Source organism: Corynebacterium sp. (assembly GCF_012838985.1).
In the GTDB taxonomy this organism is placed as follows: domain Bacteria; phylum Actinomycetota; class Actinomycetes; order Mycobacteriales; family Mycobacteriaceae; genus Corynebacterium.
The window spans coordinates 24,048-43,261 of sequence record NZ_DUOE01000096.1; the positions used below are offsets into that span (position 1 = coordinate 24,048).

Here is a 19,214-nt window from a genome sequence, read left to right on the forward strand (position 1 = left end):
GTTGCGCACTCATCAGTGTGTCTGACCTGGGATGATGTCGTCGAAGGTGTCCTGGTGATCCCAGACGTCGAGAAGCTTCTCATCCCCCTTCGGCACCGGGCCGTGTGAGTAGCTGTCGGCGTGCTGCCCCATGGCCCGGTCCAGCACCGGGGGCCGGTTGTCCTCCGAGGTGTAGGACTCCCCGCCGGGGAAACGGAACCGCAGCAGGGACGGGTCCCGTTGATCCACGACGATGGCCAGTTCCCCGTTGGAGATCATCGCGTGGTGCGTCGGACACAGGGGGATGAGGTTGTCGAGGTCGGTGGCGCCCCCGGAGGCCCAGGCGTGGATGTGGTGGAACTCAAGCCAGCGGGTGCACGTGCACCCCGGGGTGGCGCAGCGGAAATGCCAACGGGTCAGCAGCACCTTGACCTGCGCGGCGTTGGCCAGACGCGAGGTGCGGGAGAGGTTGAGCACGCGCCCACGGGCGTCCCGGATCTGGACGGAGAAGAACCCGTTGAGGATGCTGCGCAGCAGCTCACCGCTCTCGGCGCCGGGCTGGGTGGGCAGAAAGGCCCGGTCGTCGGGGCCGATGACGATGTTGACCTGCGCGCCGGGGGCGGTGCGGGCGGCCTCGGTGGCGTTGGTGCGCGTGATGTGGAACATCGTGATGAAGGCGCCGACCCGGGTGGCGGCGACAGGGGCGCCGAAGCGCGTGTTCGAGGAATCCGGGCCCTCCTCCGGCTCTGGTGCCGCACCGGAGGGGCTCAGTTCCGCGGCCTTGAGGGCGGCGAGGAACTCGGCACCTCTTTCGGGATCGAGGCTGCCCCAGAAGTTCAGCCGCCCGGTGTCGGGTTCAACGGTGACGGAGAGACGGTTGCCGGCCTTCCTCCTGCGGCCACCGACACGGTCGTGGCCGGCGAGCAGGGCCTCGAGTTCGGTGATGGCGTGGGCGAGGGCGAGCTCGAGCAGGGCGGACTCGTTGTCCAGGGTGGCGTACTGCAGGAGCAGGCGGATCTTGGAGTAGGAGAGGTCGCCGACGGCGAAGGCCTCGGTGAACAGCACGAAGGGGCGGAGTGAGCGCCCGACCTGGAGGTACTCGTAGGCCGTGCGGCGGGAGAGGTCGTGGGTGCGCACGGCCCAGTCGGCGGTGGTGGTGGCACCGTGGGCGCGGGCCAGCCCGCGGTCGTCGAACTCGGCGAGGTGGAGGATGAAGGCCGCCTTGTGGCGGGTGAGGGAGCGGTGGGCGTGGGTGAGGGTGGTGGTCAGCTGACGGTCGGTGAGTGTGGACGGCTCGGTGATCGTGGCGAGCAAGAATTCCCCCGGAAGTCGAATTGGTGTTCGATCACGGCCACCGTAACAGGCGCCCCCGACACGAGGCCCCGAAAGGGGGTGTCCGCAGGTCAGGGGGTGTGAAAAGTGCGCAACTGCGCACTCCGGGGCTACTGCAGCAGCGGGTTGTAGAGCAGCGAATTGCGGCGGGTGGAGCACTCGGTGGCGATCCGGATGTCCTGGGCGATCCTCCCCTCGTCACGCAGGCGGTACATGGCGGAGACCATGCGGTCGCGGACATTGTCGGGGGACAGGGTGTTGACGAAGATCTTGGTGCCGCCTTCGAAGCCGGCGAGCGTCGATACGCGCCACTTGATGTTCACACGCCAGGGCATGGGCAGGTCGAGATCGACCGGGCGGTGGTGCCACTCCTCGTTGACGGGCACATCGGGGCCGGTGGCGGCGTGGCAGGCGTGGATGAGGTCGCTCATGCCGCGGATCTCGGCGTTGGACATCAGCCAGGGCTCCGGGGTGGCGGAGCGGGAGTAGATCGTCAGGGTGGGGTAGCGGTGGCCGAAACCGGCGTGGACGACGGCGTGCTCGTTCTCCGCGATGATGAGGTTGCGGTAGCCGGCGTAGTCGACGCCCCACTCGTTGTAGATGTTGTGGTTGGTGCGCAGACGGGAGATCTCCAGCTCGGCCTGGACGGAGCGGGCGTCGATGGCCACGAGCTGCTTGTGCAGATGGTCGAAGGACGCGCCGGCGGGGGCCAGCCAGTTCTGGAACGCCGCGACGTACGGCGCATAACGGTTGCGCTGGTAGAGGTCGTCGATGCCGTCGATGGTGAACAGGGTGAGCGCGAAGTGCTCCTCCGGGGTGAGGGTGCCGGAGGAGGCGAGTTCATTGTCGTGCGTGGCGTCGTCGGTGAAGTGGCGGCGCGAGATGATGACGTCGTGGCCGCCGCCGAAGTAGGCGGGGGCGTACCCGAGCAGCTCCTCCTCGGAGAGGTCCGCGGACTGCCCGCCCGCCGTGAGACGGGTGCGCACGATGTCGAGCACGTGCTCGCGTCCCGCCGGGTCCGCCAGGTAGGTGGCCATGCGGGCGACGGTCTCCGGGTCCATCTCGTAGCCGTAGTTCTTGGACCAGTAGTCGTAGGAGATGATCTCGAAGAGGTTGGGCACGCGGCGGAACTCGGGCACCGTGTCGTCGAGTTCGTGGGGGAGCAGGCCCTGGAGGATCCTCCAGTCGGAACCGTCGCGGACCATGCGGGACTTCTCCGGCGGGGTGGCCAGGGGGGTGGCGGCGCAGAAGGCGCAGCGGTGGTCGCGGTCGTGGGGCCCCAGGGGTGCGGGGTCGACGGCCGGCTTCGACAGGGGACGGTTGCCCCGGCCGGGTACGGTCCACACCTCGGTCCCGGAGAACGGGTTGACCTGTTTGATCGTTCCGTCGGCCATGATGGTGATGGGGTCGCGGTGCGCATTGACGGGGAGGTTCATACCCTCCAGGTTATTGGCTAGTCTTTCCTCATGCCTGCGATCCAGTTTGATGTCCTCATCCCCGACTCCGCCGCACTCCAGCTCCAGGAGGTGTTCGAGGACGCCATGAAGAAGCTTCTCGACGCCGGGAAGCTCACCGCCGCCGACGTCACCCACCACCACGCCCCCGCCCTCTACGAGGGCATCGAGGAGGGCCTGCGCGAGGATCGCGACGATCTCTACGACGCGCAGGTCCACCGCTACGTCATCCGGGTGGAGGGTCAGACCGGTTCCGTGAACCAGCTGGCCATGGTCCTCTCCCGCTTCCTCACCCCGCAGGCCGACCTGCCGCAGGACGCCCTGCTCCTCGAGCAGGAGCAGAACTACGAGGTGGACGCGATCTACCCCTGGGCGGTGGAGATCCGGAGGTAGTCCGCGGCGAGGCGGGCGCCGGCGTCGAAAAGCTGCTTCTCGACGTCCACCGGCTCGCCCATCTCCACCGTGAGCACGTCCGCGCCCGGGTCGACGTCGATGCGTCCGGCGACGATGCCGAGCGTGGCGTCGGTGCCCGCGACGATGTCGGCGATGGTGCCGACGACCTTGCCGGTCAGCGACTGCGCGTCGAAGGCGCCCTCACCGGTGATGACGAGGTTCGCCTGCGGGATCGACTCGTTGAGCCCCAGTGCGTCCGCCACGAGCGGCGCGCCGGGCAGCACGTGGACGTGGCTGTCGGTGCCGTGGAGCATCGTCGACAGCCAGTGGATGCCCACCGGCACGGCACCCGCGGCGCCGAAGCGCGGGGTGTGCGGGTCGATGCCGAGGGTCTCGGCGGCGTGGGTGAGGGCGGCGTCGAGAAGCGTGACGTCCTCGGCGGACGCGCCCTTCTGCGGCGCGTAGACGGTGGCGGCCTCGGGGACCGTCGCGTTGACGTCGGTGAGCAGCACCCATTCGACGGCCGCGGCGGGGATGTTGAGCTGGGCGGTGTCGATGCTGGCCAGCTGACCGAGCGAGCCTCCGCCCTTCGGCAGGGAGTATCCCTCCGCGTCGAGGGGGGACGCGCCGAGCGCCACGAGGATGCCGGTGCCCGCGTCGGAGGTCGCGGAACCTCCCAGGCACAGGACGATGCGGGTGGCGCCGCGGGTCTGGGCGTCGGCGATGAGCACGCCGGTGCCGTAGGTGTCGCCGGTGAGGGGGACCGGGTTGTCGGCCACCGCCGGGAGGCCGGAGGCCGCGGCGATGTCGATGTAGGCCGTTGTGCCGTCGAAGACGTAGGAGGCCTCGGTGAGGCGGCCGGCGGCGTCGGTGGTGGGCAGGGTGATGGTCTGGCCGTCGAAGGTGGCGGCGGTGCCCTCACCCCCGTCGGCCATGGGTGCGAGGGTGATCTCGGCGTCCCGGATGATCGAGCGGACACCCTCGCCGATCAGCCGCGCGGCCTGATCAGCGGTGGCAGTGCCCTTGAAGGAGTCGGGGGCGATGATGATGTGGACCATGGGAAGCAGTCTAGGGCCAGTGGGAGTGACATATTCAACTCCGTGGTGACTTGCGTGAACGCCGCCGCCCGTGAAAACTATAGGCCGTTAGAAAACCCACCCCCCGGGCTGCCCGCGACTGCGGGCCGGAAAGGACTCGTATGTCTATTGACGAGCAGGTCTCCTCCTACTACAACATGCTGCTCAAGCGGAACGCAGGAGAACCGGAGTTCCACCAGGCAGTCGCAGATGTTCTCGCCTCCCTCAAGATCGTCCTGGAGAAGGACCCGCACTACGCGGACTACGGCCTCATCCAGCGCCTGTGCGAGCCGGAGCGCCAGCTCATCTTCCGGGTGCCGTGGATCGACGACACCGGCGTAGTACAGGTCAACCGTGGTTTCCGGGTGCAGTTCAACTCCGCGCTGGGCCCCTACAAGGGCGGCCTGCGCTTCCACCCGTCCGTCAACCTGGGCATCATCAAGTTCCTCGGCTTCGAGCAGATCTTCAAGAACTCCCTGACCGGCCTACCCATCGGCGGCGGCAAGGGCGGCTCCGACTTCGACCCGAAGGGCAAGTCCGAGCTCGAGATCATGCGTTTCTGCCAGTCCTTCATGACCGAGCTGCACCGCCACATCGGCGAGTACAAGGACGTCCCCGCCGGTGACATCGGCGTCGGCGGCCGCGAGATCGGTTTCCTCTTCGGCCAGTACCGTCGCCTGGCCGGCCAGCACGAGTCCGGTGTCCTCACCGGCAAGGGTCTCGCCTGGGGTGGCTCCCTCGTGCGCACCGAGGCCACCGGCTACGGCGCCGTCTACCTCACGCAGGAGATGATGAAGGCCCACGGCGACTCCCTCTCCGGTTCCCGGATCATCGTCTCCGGCTCCGGCAACGTCGCCATCTACGCCATCGAGAAGGCCCAGGAGCTCGGCGCCACCGTCGTCGGCTTCTCCGACTCCTCCGGCTGGGTCTCCACCCCCGACGGCGTCGACGTGGAGCTGCTCCACGACGTCAAGGAGAAGCGCCGCGAGCGCGTCTCCTGCTACGCCGACGAGGCCACCGGCGCGACCTTCCACGCCGACGGCTCCATCTGGGACCTCAAGGCCGACGTCGCCCTCCCGTGCGCGACCCAGAACGAGCTCAACGGCGACCACGCCCGCACCCTGGCGGACAACGGCATCCGTTACGTCTCCGAGGGCGCGAACATGCCGTCCACCCCGGAGGCCATCGAGGTCTTCCGCAAGCGCGGCATCCACTTCGCCCCGGGCAAGGCCGCCAACGCCGGCGGCGTGGCCACCTCCGCCCTGGAGATGCAGCAGAACGCCTCCCGTGACTCCTGGTCCTTCGAGTACACCGACCAGCGTCTGCACAAGATCATGTCCAAGATCTTCCGCACCATGTCCCGCACCGCCGAGGAGTACGGCCACGAGGGCAACTACGTCGTCGGCTCCAACATCGCCGGCTTCAAGAAGGTCGCCGACGCGATGCTCGCCCAGGGCGTCATCTGAGAACCCTTCAGCCTCCTGGCCCTGCCGCACCACACATTGTGCGGCAGGGCCAGTAATCTTTGAGTCATGTATAGAGTCTTCGAAGCCCTGGACGAGCTCAACCAGACCGTGGAGCAGGCCTACGGTGTGCCCATGACCTCCAACTGCATGGTGCCGCGCAACGACACCCTCGCGCTTCTCGACGATCTGCGCAACGCCCTGCCCGTGGAGATCGACGACGCCCAGGATGTCCTGGACCAGCGGGACGAGATCCTCCGCGGGGCCGAGGACCGGGCCCGCGACATGATCGCCGCGGCCGAGGCCGAGGCCCACGAGATCGTCTCCCGCGCCCAGGCGGACGCCGACCACATGGTCGACGACGCCCAGCACCGCGCCACCACCATGGTGGCGAAGGCCGAGGATGACGCCGACCACATGGTGACGTCGGCGCGTCGCGAAGCGGACGACACCATCCACCGCGCGCAGGTCGAGGCCGACCGCCTCATCGAGGACGGCAACGACTCCTACCGACGCAGCGTCGACGAGGGCATCGCCGAGCAGGAACGCCTGGTCTCCGAGTCCGAGGTCGTGCGCCGCGCGAACGAGGAGGCGCACCGCATCGTCGACACCGCCCACGCCGATTCCGAACGGCTGCGCAGCGAGTGCGACGAGTTCGTCGACAACAAGCTCTCCGAGTTCGAGGGCTCCCTCAACGAGGTCCTGCGCACCGTCACGCGGGACCGTCAGGCACTGCGTCGGGGCGCAGGTGTGTCCCGCCGCCGAAGTGAGTAGGCTCGGTACGTTATGACTTCACCTTTCGTGTTCAACGTCGCCCGTCTCACCGATTTCGAGCAGCGCACCCAGACCGGCCCCGCCCCCACCCGCATCGGGCCGGAGATGATCGGCATCGCCGAGGGCGCGGAGGTCACCGTCGACGCCACCCTCACCCAGCTGGGCGGGGGAGTGCTCGTCGACGCCACCGTCACCGCCGAGCTCACCGGCCAGTGCGTCCGCTGCCTCGCCGACCTCAACCCGCCGCTGGAGATCCGTGTCCAGCAGGTGTTCTCCGGTTCGGACGACTTCGTCACCGGTGACGCCGAGGACGACGACGAGGTCGACGAGCTGCCGGAGATCGTCGGCGACGAGATCGACCTGCTGCAGTCCGTCATCGACGAGGCCGGCCTCACCCTGCCCTTCAACCCGCAGTGCGCGGACGGCTGCGACGACTCCGAGACCCCCGCCCCGGACGGCGTCTCCGGCGAGTATGAGCCGCTCGACCCGCGCTGGGCCGACCTGGAGAAGTTCCTGTGAGCCGGAGGCGTTCCCGTCCCACCGGTGAGGAGGCCTGGGCCGCGGCCTTCGCGGCCGTCGATCACACCCCGCTTCTCGACGCCCTCGGTGTCACCATCTCCGACGACCACCTGCGGCTCGCCCTGACGCACCGCAGCTTCGCCAACGAGAACGGCAACCTGCCGAACAACGAGCGCCTCGAGTTCCTCGGCGACGCCGTCCTCGGCCTGTCCGTGGCCAACCAGCTCTACGACCAGTACCCGTCGCGCCCGGAGTCGGACATCTCGAAGATGCGCGCCTCCATCGTGTCCCGCTTCGGACTGGCCGACATCGCCCGGGAGATCAACCTCGGCCCGCACATCCTGCTCGGCAGGGGAGAGCTGGTCACCGAGGGCCGGGAGAAGGACTCCATCCTCGCGGACACCACCGAGGCCCTGCTGGGGTCCATCTACCTGGAGCACGGTTTCGAGACCGCCCGCGGCGTGGTCCTGCGCCTGTTCGAGGAGAAGATCAACACCGCCTCGGCCAGCAACATCCACCGCGACTGGAAGACGACCCTGCAGGAGCGGGCCGCCGAGCTCAAGTACCCGATGCCGGTGTACGACGCCACGTCGACCGGCCCCGAGCACGACCTCACGTTCAGTGCCCTGGTGACCGTCAACGGCATCGAGCTGGGCCGCGGTGTCGGGCCGAGCAAGAAGATCGCCGAGCAGGCCTCCGCGCGTGAGGCCTACCTCGCGCTGAGGGAGAATCCGCGTGCCGGAACTCCCCGAGGTTGAGGTCGTCCGCCGGGGGCTCGAGACGCACCTGGACGGCGCCACCTTCGAGGACGTCGCCGTGCTGCACCCCCGTGCGAACCGCGGTCAGGACGCGCCGCTGGCGGACCTGCTCGTCGGTGCGCGTATCGACGCCGTGCGGCGCCGCGGCAAGTACCTCTGGCTCGACCTCGGCGATGACGCCCTCTACGTCCACCTCGGCATGAGCGGACAGATGCTCGTCGGCGACCCCGGCGTGTGCACCTCGCCGCACATGCGCATCCGTTCCCTGCTCACCAACACCGCCGGGCGGGAACGCGAGCTCGCCTTCGTCGACCAGCGCACCTTCGGCCGCTGGCTGTACACCCCGCAGGTCGGCGGGGTGCCGGTGCCGGTGGCCCATGTGGCGCACGACCCGCTGGAATCAGACTTCGACCGGGTGGCCGTGGCCCGCCTCATCCGCCGGAAGCGCTCGCCGATCAAGTCGGTGCTGCTCAACCAGGAGGTCGTCAGCGGCATCGGCAACATCTACGCCGACGAGGCCCTGTGGCAGGCCCGCATCGCCCCGACCCGCCGGGCCTCGTCCCTGCTGCAGCGGGAGGCGGTGGCGCTTCTCGACGCCGCCGAGGACGTCATGCGCCGCGCCCTCGCCGAGGGCGGCACCTCCTTCGACTCGCTCTACGTCAACGTCAACGGCGAATCGGGATACTTCTCCCGGTCCCTGAACGCGTACGGGCGGGAGGGGGAGCCGTGCCACCGGTGCGGCACCCCGCTGCGGCGCATCGTCGTCGGCGGGCGTTCCTCTCATTTCTGCGACAAGTGTCAGTGACCTGAGCCACATTTGGCGCTACCTTTGAGGAATGGAATCCCTCGAATCATTCGTCACAGGGACGGTCAACGACAACCTCTGGACCGTCGTCCCCTGGCTGCTGATCGCGGCCGGCCTGTACTTCGGCATCCGCACCATCCTCGTGCAGATCCGCATGCTGCCCGACATGCTCCGCTCCGTCATGGAGAAGCCCGGCATACCGGGCAAGGACAAGGACGATGAGTACGGCGGCATCTCTGCCTTCCAGGCCTTCACCATCTCCGCGGCCTCCCGCGTCGGCACCGGCAACATCGCCGGCGTCGCCGTCGCCATCACCCTCGGCGGGCCCGGCGCGGTGTTCTGGATGTGGATGATCGCCGTCATCGGCGGCGCCACCGCCTTCGTCGAGTCCACCCTCGCGCAGCTGTGGAAGACGAAGGACGCCCACGGCAACTACCACGGCGGTCCCGCCTACTACATGACCCGCGGCCTCAACGCGAAGTGGCTGGCGTTCATCTTCGCGGTGTTCATCTCCATCACCTACGGCTTCGTCTACAACGCCATCCAGACCAACTCCATCGTCGAGGCCGTCGGAGGGTCCCTCGAACGCGACGACAACATGTTCAAGATGGTCGTCGGCGGCATCCTCGCCCTGCTCACCGCGCTGGTCATCTTCGGTGGTGTGCGTCGTATCGCGAGCGCCACCCAGATCATCGTGCCGTTCATGGCCGTCGCCTACCTCGTCGTGGCGCTCATCGTCATCGCCCTGCGCATCCAGGAGGTGCCCGGAGTCATCGCCGACATCGTCGGCCACGCCCTCGGCCTGCGGGAGATCGCCGGTGCCGCGGTCGGAGCCGCCTTCATGAACGGCATGCGCCGCGGCCTGTTCTCCAACGAGGCCGGCATGGGATCCGCCCCCAACGCCGCCGCCGCCGCGACCGTCTCCCACCCCGTGAAGCAGGGCCTGGTGCAGACCCTCGGCGTGTATTTCGACACCATCATCATCTGCTCCATCACCGCCGTGATCATCCTGCTGGGAGCCGGGGACATCGCCTACGGGGAGACCGTCCAGGGTGCCTCGCTCACCCAGGAGGCACTGGCCGGCACCGTCGGAGCGTGGGGCACGCACTTCCTCACGTTCATCCTCTTCTTCCTGGCGTTCTCCTCGATCCTGGGCAACTACTACCTCGCCCAGACGAACATCGAGTACCTCACCCGGTCGGATCTGTGGCTCACCGTGTTCCGGGTGGTCGTCGTCGGCTTCGTGTTCTTCGGCGCAGTCGGCTCCCTGCCGCTCGTCTGGGCACTCGGCGACACCTTCGCCGCGACGATGGTGTTCATCAACCTCATCGCGATCGTCCCGCTCGGCGGCGTGGCCATCAAGCTGCTGCGCAACTACGGCGAGCAGCGCAGCCGCGGCATCGACCCGGTCTTCCACCGCGACATGCTGCCCGAGCTGAAGAACGTCGAGTACTGGGACGGCTCCGACCCCGTCACCCGCCGCGCACTGGAGGATCGCCGATAGGATGAACGGCATGACCCGTATCACAGCTCATGTCGACGGCCAGGTCCAGGGTGTCGGTTTCCGCTGGTGGGTCCGCGGCCAGTCCGTGGACCTCAACCTCGATGGATCTGCGGAGAACCTGCCGGACGGTCGTGTCCGCATCGTCGCCGAGGGCACCCGGGACTCGGTGCAGGCTCTGCTCGAGCGTCTGGAGGCGCAGCCGTCCGCTCATCGACGCCCCGGCCAGGTCACCTCCGTGACATGGGTCTGGGAGGACCCGCTCGGCGAGCAGGGTTTTCTCGTCCGGTGAGCCGGCCGATTCTGCTCTTCCTGCACGGGGTGGGGCAGGGGGATCCGGACGGACGGTGGCGCACCGCCCTGGAACCGGCCCTGCAGGCCGTCGGCTATTCCGATCTCTCCGGGGTGCGTGTCATCGCGCCGCGCTACGCCGACGCCCTGCACGGGGTGGAGGATGATCTCCGGATGCCTCCGCTCACGGTCAAGGAACCTGCCCGGAAAGCCCTGCGGGACCACCGCCGTGACTTCGAGCAGCGTGTGTCGGCGATGGAGCAGCTGGTGGGCCGGCACACCGGGGGCCGGCACATCCCGCTGGCTGATGCCGTCATCAACGTCGCCGTGGGTGTCCCGAACTTCGCGCAGGCCCGCAACTACCTGGCCGACCAACGGGTCCGTGCCGGGGTGCTCACCCGGATCCTGGAGGAGCTTCCCGGTGAGGGGCGCATCCTCATCGTGGGACACAGCCTCGGTTCGGTGATCGCGGCTGATCTGGTGCGGCGGCTGCCGGTGGGGCTGGAAGTGACCGGCCTGGTCACGGTGGGTAGTCCGCTGACGAACCAGCAGTTCGACGTCGATAAGCTGCGGCAGGAACTGGCCGTCCCGCCCACGAACCTCGCCTGGTGGGTCAACTTCTGGAGTCCCTCCGACCCGGTGGCAGCACTACGCGGGGTGTCCTCGGTGTTCCCGTGGGTGCTGGACCAGAAGGTGGCCACGACACCGTTCCCGGGGTCGGCGCACTCCTCCCGGGAGTATCTCGCCTCCCCGGCCGTGGCCACCGCGATCGGGTACGCGCTCTTCGGTTCCCGGTCCCGGGAGCTCGACCTGGTCAGCCGGGGCGTGGACATCACCCTGGACTCGCAGGAGCGCGACGGTCTGCAGGCCCTGCGCTACGCCCACCTGATCAGCGAACGGATGAAGGGGGATGAGAAGCAACGGTACCTCGGTGCACTGGCACAGGTGCAGGCCGGCACGGTCGCCGAGATCAGGGCCCGGGCGCACCGGGAGAGACGTCCGGTGGCTGCTGCGATCGCCGAGCTGGATGTCGATCTCACGGACATGGAGAAGGACCCTCGGATGCCGGACGCCACCAGGCATCTGAGCAGGGAGGAGGCGGTGACCCTCCTGGTGACCCTGGCCGAGCAGAACCTGCTAGCCCCTTTCGAGATCAACGTCGACGAGAAGATCCGCAAGCTGGCGATGGAGGATCTCACCGAGGGGATGGGGCTGGGCTCATCCTTCGGCACCGACGTCTTCGAGGCACTCGATGAGGCAGCCGACGTACTGCGGACCGACCGGGGCAGATCCTGGGTGAAGTGGGGTCTGGTCGGGGTCGGGGCGATCGCACTGACGGTGGCCACCGGTGGGCTGGCGCTGACCGCCACGCCGGGGCTGGCCGGGGCGGCCGCCATCACCAGTGCCCTGGCCGGTTTCGGGCCGGGCGGCATGATCGGTGGGCTGTTGACCGCGGGCACACTCGTGTCGGCGGGCACGACCGGCATCGCCGTGGGTGTGCTCAGTCCCGCCACCAGCGCCGAATCCGTGGAGTCCCTGGTGAAATCGCAGCTGGCCCTGGTCATCCTGCGGGCGCGGCACCACCTGGAGGCGGACGACTCCATCTGGCTGAGCCTCACCGACACCGAACGAGTGCTGCGCCGGGAGCGTGCCCGCCTGGCGGAGTTCTCGGACCCCCGGGCCGACATCATCGTCGAGCTGGACCGGAAGCTCCGGGCCGTCGACGCCGCCCTCGCCTACATGAGCAGGAACAACCTCAGCCCGGTGCCGACCCCGGACGCGGGAGAGACGCAGCAGCGTTCCCTCCCGCGGTGACCGGGACCGGGCATCAGCAGCTGTTACCCTGATCGGGTGCATCTGAAATCGTTGACGCTCCGGGGATTCAAGTCCTTCGCGTCTGCGACGACCCTGAAATTCGAGCCCGGCATCTGTGCGGTGGTGGGCCCGAACGGGTCAGGTAAGTCCAATGTCGTCGACGCCCTGGCGTGGGTCATGGGTGAGCAGGGCGCGAAGACCCTGCGTGGCGGCAAGATGGAGGACGTCATCTTCGCCGGTGCCGGGGACCGGAAGCCGCTGGGGCGCGCCGAGGTGACCCTCACCATCGACAACTCCGACGGTGCGCTGCCCATCGACTACACCGAGGTGTCGATCACCCGCCGCATGTTCCGCGACGGGGCCGGCGAGTACGAGATCAACGGTTCGCGGGCCCGGCTCATGGACATCCAGGAGCTGCTCTCCGATTCGGGCATCGGCCGGGAGATGCACGTCATCGTCGGGCAGGGGCGTCTGGCGCAGATCCTGGAGTCCCGCCCGGAGGAGCGCCGCGCCTTCATCGAGGAGGCCGCCGGCGTGCTCAAGCACCGCCGCCGGAAGGAGAAGGCGCAGCGCAAGCTCGTCGGCATGCAGGCCAACCTCGACCGTCTGCAGGACCTCACCGATGAGCTGGGCAAGCAGCTCAAGCCGCTGGCCCGGCAGGCGGAGGCCGCGCAGCGTGCGCAGACCGTGCAGGCCACGCTCCGCGACGCCCGGCTGCGCCTCGCCGGGGACCGGCTCCACCGTCTGCGCAGCGAGTTCGACGACGCCGACCGGCGCGCCCGCCTGCTGGCGGAGCAGGTGGAGGAGGTCACCGAGCTGCTGGAGGAGGCCAGCGGGGAGCAGCTGGAGATCGAGATGGAGCTCGAGACCCTCGTCCCCGAGGCCGACGCCGCGCAGCAGCTGTGGTTCACCCTCTCGACGCTGGCGGAGCGTGTCTCCGCCACCGCCCGCATCGCCGCGGAACGGGCCGCGAACGCAGACGTCGTCGCCTACACCGGGCCGGACCCGGAGGCCCTCGAGCGACGCGCGGAGCAGGCCGACGAGGAGCTCGCGGAGCTCACCGAGGCCGTGGAGATTGCCGCCGAACGGCTCGAGTCCATCCGCGACGAGGTTTTTGAACGGGAGGAGGCACGTCGGGAAGCGGAGGCCGAGCACATGGCGCAGGTGCAGGCGATCGCGGACCGTCGGGAAGGTGTCGTGCGGCTCATCGCGGCCGAGGAGTCGTTGGCCGGGCAGGTCGCGGCCGCGGAGGAGGAGATCGCCCACCAGGCGGAGACCCTGGCCGGCACCCTCGCGCGCACACGGTCGGCGCAGCGGGAGGCCGAGGAGGTGGCCGAGCGGATCCGTGGGCTGCAGGGGGAGCGCACCCCGCTCGAGGACGCCCACATCCGTGCCGCCAGCGAGGCCGGGGCCGCCGACAAACGCCTCGACCAGCTCCGCGATGAGCAGCGGGAGAGGGAACGGGCGGTGTACTCGCTGCAGTCGCGCATCGACACGCTGCGGCAGAACGTGCCCGTCGCCGCCGTGGACCTCGACTGGCCGGGACTGGCGGCACTCCTCCGCACGGAGCAGGGCCGGGCGGTGTCCGCGGCACTCGGCGCGCACGCTGAGGCGTTGGTGGGTGTGGTGGACGAGGGGGTCGTCGAGAAGCTCGACGGGGCCTCGCGCACCGTCCTCATCGATGAGACCACCGACGTTGACCCCTGGCGCCTCACCGCGGACCTGCCCGCGGGTGTGACGTGGCTGCTCGACCACCTGGACGCCGACGCGCGCATCACGCGCACCCTCAACCGCCTGCTCGCCGACGTCGCCCTCGCCCCCGACCTGCCCACCGCGCAGGCCACCGTCGACGCCGACCCGCGGCTGCGCGCCGTCACCCCCGACGGCGTCCTGTGCGGAGAAGGGTGGCTGCAGGCCGGCCACGGCACCGTGTCCCCCGTCGAGGTGGGCACACAGATCGCCGCCGCCGAAAGAGGACTTCTCGACGCCCGCGCCCTCCTCGACCAGCTCTCCGGCACCCTCGAGGGCGCCCGGATCGCCGCGGAGGAGGCACGCGTCGACGCCGCCGCCAGGAAGGCCGCCCTGCGCGAACACGACCAGGCCGTCACCGGCTGGGAGCGGGACCTCGCGCGCCTGCAGAAGCAGTACGAGGCCAACCGCGCGGAGCACCAGCGCGCCGCGGAGCGGGCCACGGGTGCCGACGCCCGCCTCGCCGACCTGCGCGACCAGCTCGCCGAGGCCCGCGACCGCCTCGCCCGCGTGGAGGACTCCGACGCCCCCGAGGAGCCCTCGACCGCCGCCCGCGATGAGGCGAACACCGCCCTCGCCCAGGTCAAGGCCATGGAGATGGAGGCCACCCTCGCCCTGCGTACCGCCGAGGAGCGCGCCGGGCAGGCCACCGGTCGGGGAGAGTCCCTGCGTCGGCAGGCCGCCCACGAACGCCAGGCGAAGGCCCGGCACGAGGAGGTCATGCGGAAGCGTCGGGAGGCGGCGGAGCTGGCGGCCGTCGTCGAGCGTGGGGCCCTCGACGTGGCGGCGCGGGTGGCGGGTGCGACGGAGCGGGCGGCGTCGGAACGCGATGAGCTGGCCCGGCAGCGCACCGAACTGAACTCCCGCCTGGCGCGGGCGAAGGACAAGATCAACGCGGCCCGGCAGCAGCTCGGGCGCCTGGCCGACAACGCCCACGCCGGCGACATCGCCCGTTCCCGCGCGCAGGTGCGCATCGACGAGGCCGAGGCCAAGATCGTCGAACAGCTCGGCCTGGCCATCGCCGACCTCATGGCCGACTACACCCCGGACGCGGACTTCGACCGCGCGGAGGAGGAGAAGCGGCTGGCACAGGCGGAGAAGGACCTGCGTTCGCTGGGCAAGGTCAACCCGCTCGCACTCGAGGAGTTCAAGGCCCTCGAGGAACGCTATGAGTTCCTGTCCACGCAGCTGGACGACGTCCTCCAGGCCCGCCGGGACCTCAGCGGCGTCATCGACGAGGTCGACGCGAAGATCCTGCAGCTGTTCACGGATGCGTGGGTGGACGTGGAGAAGCAGTTCCCCCTGGTGTTCCAGACGCTGTTCCCGGGCGGCGAGGGCCGCCTCCTCCTCACTGACCCCGACGACATGCTCACCACCGGCATCGAGGTCGAGGCCCGCCCGCCGGGCAAGAGGATCCGCCGCCTCTCGCTCCTCTCGGGTGGCGAGAAATCGCTGACCGCGCTGGCGATGCTCGTGGCGATCTTCAAGGCCCGCCCCAGCCCCTTCTACGTCATGGACGAGGTCGAGGCCGCCCTCGACGACGTCAACCTGCGCCGCCTCATCGCCCTGTTCGAGGATCTGCGGCAGGACTCGCAGCTCATCGTCATCACGCACCAGAAGCCGACGATGGATGTCGCCAACGTTCTCTACGGCGTGACCATGCGTGGCGACGGCGTCACCCGCGTCATCAGCCAGCGGATGAGTCCGGCACAGAGTCCGGCGTGAATATTCACGCCCGGACTGACACTATGGAGGTCATGAACACGACCTACCTCATCATCGGCATCGCAGTAGTCGCGATTCTGCTGCTCATCCTGCTCGTCATCATCGGGCTCAACCGCAAGAAGTCCAAGACGGTCAGCTTCGAGAAGAAGGAGGAGACTCCGAAGGAGCTCACCCAGCAGGAGAAGTCCGGCAACTACCAGGCCACCGGAGGCTTCAACTTCGCCCCCGCCAAGGCCGAGGAGCGGGAGCCGGAGCTTCTCGACGGTCAGCGCCTCGCCGCTGAGCCGCCCGCGCCCGAGCCGCAGCCCGAGGACCTCCCGCCGCATGAGGAGCCGGTCGTCCCCGAGCCGGCGGAGGTCGCCGAGCCTCTCGAGCACGAGGAGGCGTCCTTCTCCCTCGAGGGTGCCGCCGAGGCCGCCGATTATGTCCCTGAGGAGCCGGAGGAGCCCGTCGAGATCGAGGTGACCGAGCCGGTCGCCGAGAAGCTCGAGGAGATCTCCGAGGAGAAGGTCGAGGAGCAGGCACCGGAGCCGGAGCTGGACACCCCCGCCGAGGTCGAGGCTGAGACTGGGGTCGAGGAGGAGCCGGAGATCCAGGAGGTCGTCGAGGAGCGCGAGCGCGTCGAGGAGGAGGCCACCGAAGCGGCGGCCGCCGCCTCCGTCACCGCCGGTGCCGTCGAGGCCGCCCTCGAGCAGACCCCGGTGCCGGACACCGTCCCGGAGCCGGCCCCGGCCCCTGCCGAGGTTGACGAGATCGCCCCGGCAGCCGGCCGCATCGGTCGTCTGCGTGGTCGTCTGGCGCGTTCCCAGAGCGTCATCGGTCAGGGTGTGCTGGGCATCCTCAGCGCCGGTGACCTGGACGAGGACGCCTGGGAGGAGATCGAGGACACCCTCCTCATGGCCGACCTGGGCACCACCGTCACCATGAACGTCGTCGACTCCCTGCGCGAGAAGATCGCCGAGCAGGGTGTCTCCAGCGAGGCCGAGGCCCGCGCCATGCTGCGTGAGACCCTCATCGAGGTCTGCCACCCGGAGATGGACCGTTCCATCAAGGCGATGCCCTACGAGGGCAAGCCGGCCGTGATCCTCATCGTCGGTGTCAACGGCACCGGCAAGACCACCACCACCGGCAAGCTGGCCCGCGTGCTCGTCTCCATGGGCCACAAGGTGCTGCTGGGTGCGGCGGACACCTTCCGTGCGGCCGCCGCCGACCAGCTGGAGACCTGGGGCCGTCGCGTCGGTGCGACCACCGTGCGTGGTGCCGAGGGTGCGGACCCGGCCTCGGTGGCCTTCGACGCCGTCGCCAAGGGCGTCGAGGAGGGCGCGGACGTCGTGCTCGTCGACACCGCCGGCCGTCTGCACACCGCGACCGGTCTCATGGACCAGCTGGGCAAGGTGAAGCGTGTCGTCGAGAAGAAGGCCGTGGTGGACGAGGTCCTCCTGGTGCTCGACGCCACCGTCGGCCAGAACGGCCTGACCCAGGCGCGTGTGTTCCGTGACGTCGTGGACATCACCGGCGTGGCGCTGACCAAGCTGGACGGCACCGCCAAGGGCGGCATCGTCTTCCAGGTGCAGGAGGAGCTGGGCGTGCCGGTCAAGCTCGTCGGCCTGGGTGAGGGTGCGGATGATCTCGCCCCCTTCGAGGTCGAGGGCTTCGTGGACGCGCTGCTCGGCGGCAAGTAGACGTCGGGAAGTGAGGAAGGGGCCCACGGGCCCCTTTTTTGCTGCCCGGTGACCTAGAATCTGGGCCATGAAACTCGTCACCGCCGTGATCAAGCCCTTCACCCTCTCCGACATCCGGGACGCGCTCGAGGCGCTCGACGTCGGCGGACTCACCGTCACCGAGGTGCAGGGCTACGGCCGCCAGCGGGGACACAGTGAGGTGTACCGGGGTGCGGAGTACGCCACCGACTTCGTGCCGAAGGTCAAGATCGAGGCACTGGTGACCGACGCGCAGGTCGATGACGTCATCGACGCGATCACCCGTGCGGCGTACACCGGCAAGATGGGTGACGGCAAGGTGTGGGTCAGCTCCGTGGAGCGTGTGGTCCGGGTGCGCACCGGCGAACACGATGAAGCTGCTCTCTGACCTGCCCGTCCCACCCGGGTGCGCCCTCGTGGCCACCGGGTCGTTGGCCCGGCGGGAGATGGCGCCGCACTCGGATCTCGATCTGCTGCTGCTGCACCCGGAGGGGGTGGAGCCGGACGTCGAGAAGCTGTGGTACCCCCTGTGGGACAGCGGGTGGCGCATCGACCATGCCGTGCGCACGCCCGCGGAGTGCGCGGGGATGATGAACGCGGACTCCACCGCGGCGCTGGCGATGCTGGAGATGCGGCACCTCGCGGGGGACGCGGAGCTCACCGCGCGGACCCGGGAGCTGGTGCTGCGCGAGTGGCGGGTGGAGATCCACCGCAACTTCGACGCGCTCGTCGACGCGGCGATCGCGCGGTGGCGGCTGTCGGGGTCGGTGGTGACCATGACGCACCCGGACCTGAAGAACGGCCGCGGGGGCCTGCGTGACCTGGATCTGCTCCGGGCGCTGGCGTTGGCGCAGCTCTGCGACGTGCCGGCGCTCGCCGCCGAGAGGCAGCTGCTTCTCGACGTCCGCGCGCTCCTCCACACCCACGCCCGCCGTCGGCGCGACGTCCTCGACCCGGAGTTCGCCACCGACATCGCCGCCGACCTCGGCATGGCGGACCGGCATGAGCTCTCCGGGGAGGTGGCCGCCGCCGCCCGGCGTATCGACGCCGCCGTCACCGCCGCCCTGGCCGCCTCCCGCGCGGCGCTGGGTTCGCGCGTCCGCCGGGTGCGCCGCCCCCTCGACGTCGACGTCGTCGCCGCCGGTTCCGAGATCACCCTGTCGCGCCGCCCCAACTTCCACGACCCCGCCCTGGTGCTGCGCGTCGCGGCGGCCAGTGCGCGGACCGGGCTGCCCGTGACCACCCACACCTGGCAGCGCCTGCGGGAACTGCCCGACATGCCGGCGGTGTACCCGGCGACCGCCGCCGAGGACTTCTTCGGGCTGCTCGCCCACCCGGAGGTGGTCAACGAACTCGACCGACACGGCCTGTGGACCCGGCTGGTGCCCGAGTGGGGGCACATCCGCGGCCGCATGCCCCGCGAGCGCACCCACATCCACACGATCGACCAGCACAGCCTGGAGACGGTCGCCAACTGCGCGGCGGTGGGTGTCTCGGTGGCGCGGCCGGACCTGCTCTATCTCGGGGCGCTGTTCCACGACATCGGCAAGGGCTACGGGCGGCCCCACGAGCAGGTCGGCGCGGAGTTCGTCGCCCGGATGGCCGCCCGCCTCGGCCTCAACCTGCCGGACCGTTCCCGGGTGCAGACACTCGTCGCCGAGCACACCACCATCGCCCGCCTGGCGACACGGCACGACCCCACCGCCGACGACACCCGCGACCTGCTTCTCGACGCCGTACACTACGACCGCGACACCCTCGACCTCCTCGAGGTGCTCACCGAGGCCGACGCCCGGGCCACCGGACCCGGTGTGTGGAACACCCGCCTGGAGTCCGGCCTGCGCACCCTCGTCGACCGGGCCCGCCGTGCCCTGGTCCCC

The 19,214-nt window shown here is 69.6% G+C and carries 16 protein-coding genes; 13 read left to right on the forward strand and 3 right to left on the reverse strand.

The annotated features are described in order from the left end of the window. Positions 1-12: 12 nt before the first annotated feature. A complete protein-coding gene (locus tag GXZ33_RS05505) occupies positions 13-1,293 on the reverse strand; it encodes an HNH endonuclease signature motif containing protein (protein WP_291339864.1) in 1,281 nt (426 codons plus the stop codon). 128 nt (positions 1,294-1,421) lie between these two features. After that, a complete protein-coding gene (locus tag GXZ33_RS05510) occupies positions 1,422-2,747 on the reverse strand; it encodes a DUF4921 family protein (RefSeq protein ID WP_291339865.1) in 1,326 nt (441 codons plus the stop codon). A 30-nt stretch (positions 2,748-2,777) separates the two neighbouring features. On the opposite strand from GXZ33_RS05510, the gene GXZ33_RS05515 reads away from it, so the two are divergent. Next, on the forward strand, positions 2,778-3,158 hold the full coding sequence (locus GXZ33_RS05515) for a hypothetical protein (protein WP_291339866.1): 381 nt from the start codon (positions 2,778-2,780) through the stop codon (positions 3,156-3,158). On the opposite strand, the gene GXZ33_RS05520 is transcribed toward GXZ33_RS05515, so the two are convergent. Beyond that, positions 3,128-4,216 (reverse strand): glycerate kinase, encoded by a 1,089-nt coding sequence (locus GXZ33_RS05520; protein ID WP_291339867.1) that lies wholly within the window; start codon positions 4,214-4,216, stop codon positions 3,128-3,130. The two genes, GXZ33_RS05515 and GXZ33_RS05520, sit on opposite strands and share 31 nt — an antisense overlap. Positions 4,217-4,356: 140 nt before the next feature. Here GXZ33_RS05520 and gdhA point away from each other — a divergent pair, with 140 nt between their 5' ends. The 12 genes from gdhA to GXZ33_RS05580 all read left to right on the forward strand — a co-directional run. Then, positions 4,357-5,700, forward strand: coding sequence for an NADP-specific glutamate dehydrogenase (gdhA, locus tag GXZ33_RS05525; protein WP_291339868.1), 1,344 nt, complete (start codon positions 4,357-4,359; stop codon positions 5,698-5,700). 66 nt (positions 5,701-5,766) lie between these two features. Next, complete coding sequence (locus GXZ33_RS05530; protein ID WP_291339869.1) at positions 5,767-6,471, forward strand: DivIVA domain-containing protein; 705 nt, start codon at positions 5,767-5,769, stop codon at positions 6,469-6,471. Between the two features lie 12 nt (positions 6,472-6,483). Further along, a complete protein-coding gene (locus tag GXZ33_RS05535) occupies positions 6,484-6,990 on the forward strand; it encodes a YceD family protein (RefSeq protein ID WP_291339870.1) in 507 nt (168 codons plus the stop codon). Continuing rightward, positions 6,987-7,748 (forward strand): ribonuclease III, encoded by a 762-nt coding sequence (rnc, locus tag GXZ33_RS05540; RefSeq protein ID WP_291339871.1) that lies wholly within the window; start codon positions 6,987-6,989, stop codon positions 7,746-7,748. Before GXZ33_RS05535 ends, rnc begins: the two co-directional genes overlap by 4 nt. Beyond that, a complete protein-coding gene (gene mutM, locus GXZ33_RS05545) occupies positions 7,726-8,553 on the forward strand; it encodes a bifunctional DNA-formamidopyrimidine glycosylase/DNA-(apurinic or apyrimidinic site) lyase (protein ID WP_291339872.1) in 828 nt (275 codons plus the stop codon). The genes rnc and mutM overlap by 23 nt, the downstream gene beginning before the upstream one ends. A 31-nt stretch (positions 8,554-8,584) precedes the next feature. After that, positions 8,585-10,057 carry an alanine/glycine:cation symporter family protein gene (locus tag GXZ33_RS05550; protein WP_291339873.1) on the forward strand — a complete coding sequence of 491 codons (1,473 nt, stop codon included), beginning with the start codon at positions 8,585-8,587 and terminating at the stop codon, positions 10,055-10,057. 10 nt (positions 10,058-10,067) lie between these two features. Further along, a complete protein-coding gene (locus GXZ33_RS05555; protein WP_291339874.1) occupies positions 10,068-10,346 on the forward strand; it encodes an acylphosphatase in 279 nt (92 codons plus the stop codon). Continuing rightward, positions 10,343-12,160 (forward strand): alpha/beta hydrolase, encoded by a 1,818-nt coding sequence (locus GXZ33_RS05560; RefSeq protein ID WP_291339875.1) that lies wholly within the window; start codon positions 10,343-10,345, stop codon positions 12,158-12,160. The genes GXZ33_RS05555 and GXZ33_RS05560 overlap by 4 nt, the downstream gene beginning before the upstream one ends. A 36-nt stretch (positions 12,161-12,196) precedes the next feature. Then, positions 12,197-15,634: a chromosome segregation protein SMC gene (gene smc, locus GXZ33_RS05565; RefSeq protein ID WP_291339876.1), complete on the forward strand. Its 3,438-nt coding sequence runs from the start codon at positions 12,197-12,199 to the stop codon at positions 15,632-15,634. A 32-nt stretch (positions 15,635-15,666) separates the two neighbouring features. Beyond that, positions 15,667-17,316 carry a signal recognition particle-docking protein FtsY gene (gene ftsY / locus GXZ33_RS05570; RefSeq protein WP_291339877.1) on the forward strand — a complete coding sequence of 550 codons (1,650 nt, stop codon included), beginning with the start codon at positions 15,667-15,669 and terminating at the stop codon, positions 17,314-17,316. A 67-nt stretch (positions 17,317-17,383) separates the two neighbouring features. After that, positions 17,384-17,722, forward strand: a complete 339-nt coding sequence (locus GXZ33_RS05575; RefSeq protein ID WP_040086138.1) for a P-II family nitrogen regulator — start codon at positions 17,384-17,386, stop codon at positions 17,720-17,722. Continuing rightward, positions 17,706-19,214 (forward strand): HD domain-containing protein (locus GXZ33_RS05580; RefSeq protein WP_291339878.1); only part of this gene is annotated, 1,509 nt, incomplete at its 3' end. The genes GXZ33_RS05575 and GXZ33_RS05580, both read left to right, overlap by 17 nt.

Bases quoted from the DNA above. Each gene is read 5' to 3' on its own strand.
- gdhA (WP_291339868.1), top strand. From the start codon at position 4,357: ATGTCTATTGACGAGCAGGTCTCCTCCTACTACAACATGCTGCTCAAG.
- GXZ33_RS05550 (WP_291339873.1), top strand. From the start codon at position 8,585: ATGGAATCCCTCGAATCATTCGTCACAGGGACGGTCAACGACAACCTC.
- ftsY (WP_291339877.1), top strand. From the start codon at position 15,667: ATGAACACGACCTACCTCATCATCGGCATCGCAGTAGTCGCGATTCTG.
- GXZ33_RS05530 (WP_291339869.1), top strand. From the start codon at position 5,767: ATGTATAGAGTCTTCGAAGCCCTGGACGAGCTCAACCAGACCGTGGAG.
- GXZ33_RS05575 (WP_040086138.1), top strand. From the start codon at position 17,384: ATGAAACTCGTCACCGCCGTGATCAAGCCCTTCACCCTCTCCGACATC.
- GXZ33_RS05520 (WP_291339867.1), bottom strand. From the start codon at position 4,216: ATGGTCCACATCATCATCGCCCCCGACTCCTTCAAGGGCACTGCCACC.
- GXZ33_RS05555 (WP_291339874.1), top strand. From the start codon at position 10,068: ATGACCCGTATCACAGCTCATGTCGACGGCCAGGTCCAGGGTGTCGGT.
- GXZ33_RS05515 (WP_291339866.1), top strand. From the start codon at position 2,778: ATGCCTGCGATCCAGTTTGATGTCCTCATCCCCGACTCCGCCGCACTC.
- GXZ33_RS05510 (WP_291339865.1), bottom strand. From the start codon at position 2,747: ATGAACCTCCCCGTCAATGCGCACCGCGACCCCATCACCATCATGGCC.
- GXZ33_RS05535 (WP_291339870.1), top strand. From the start codon at position 6,484: ATGACTTCACCTTTCGTGTTCAACGTCGCCCGTCTCACCGATTTCGAG.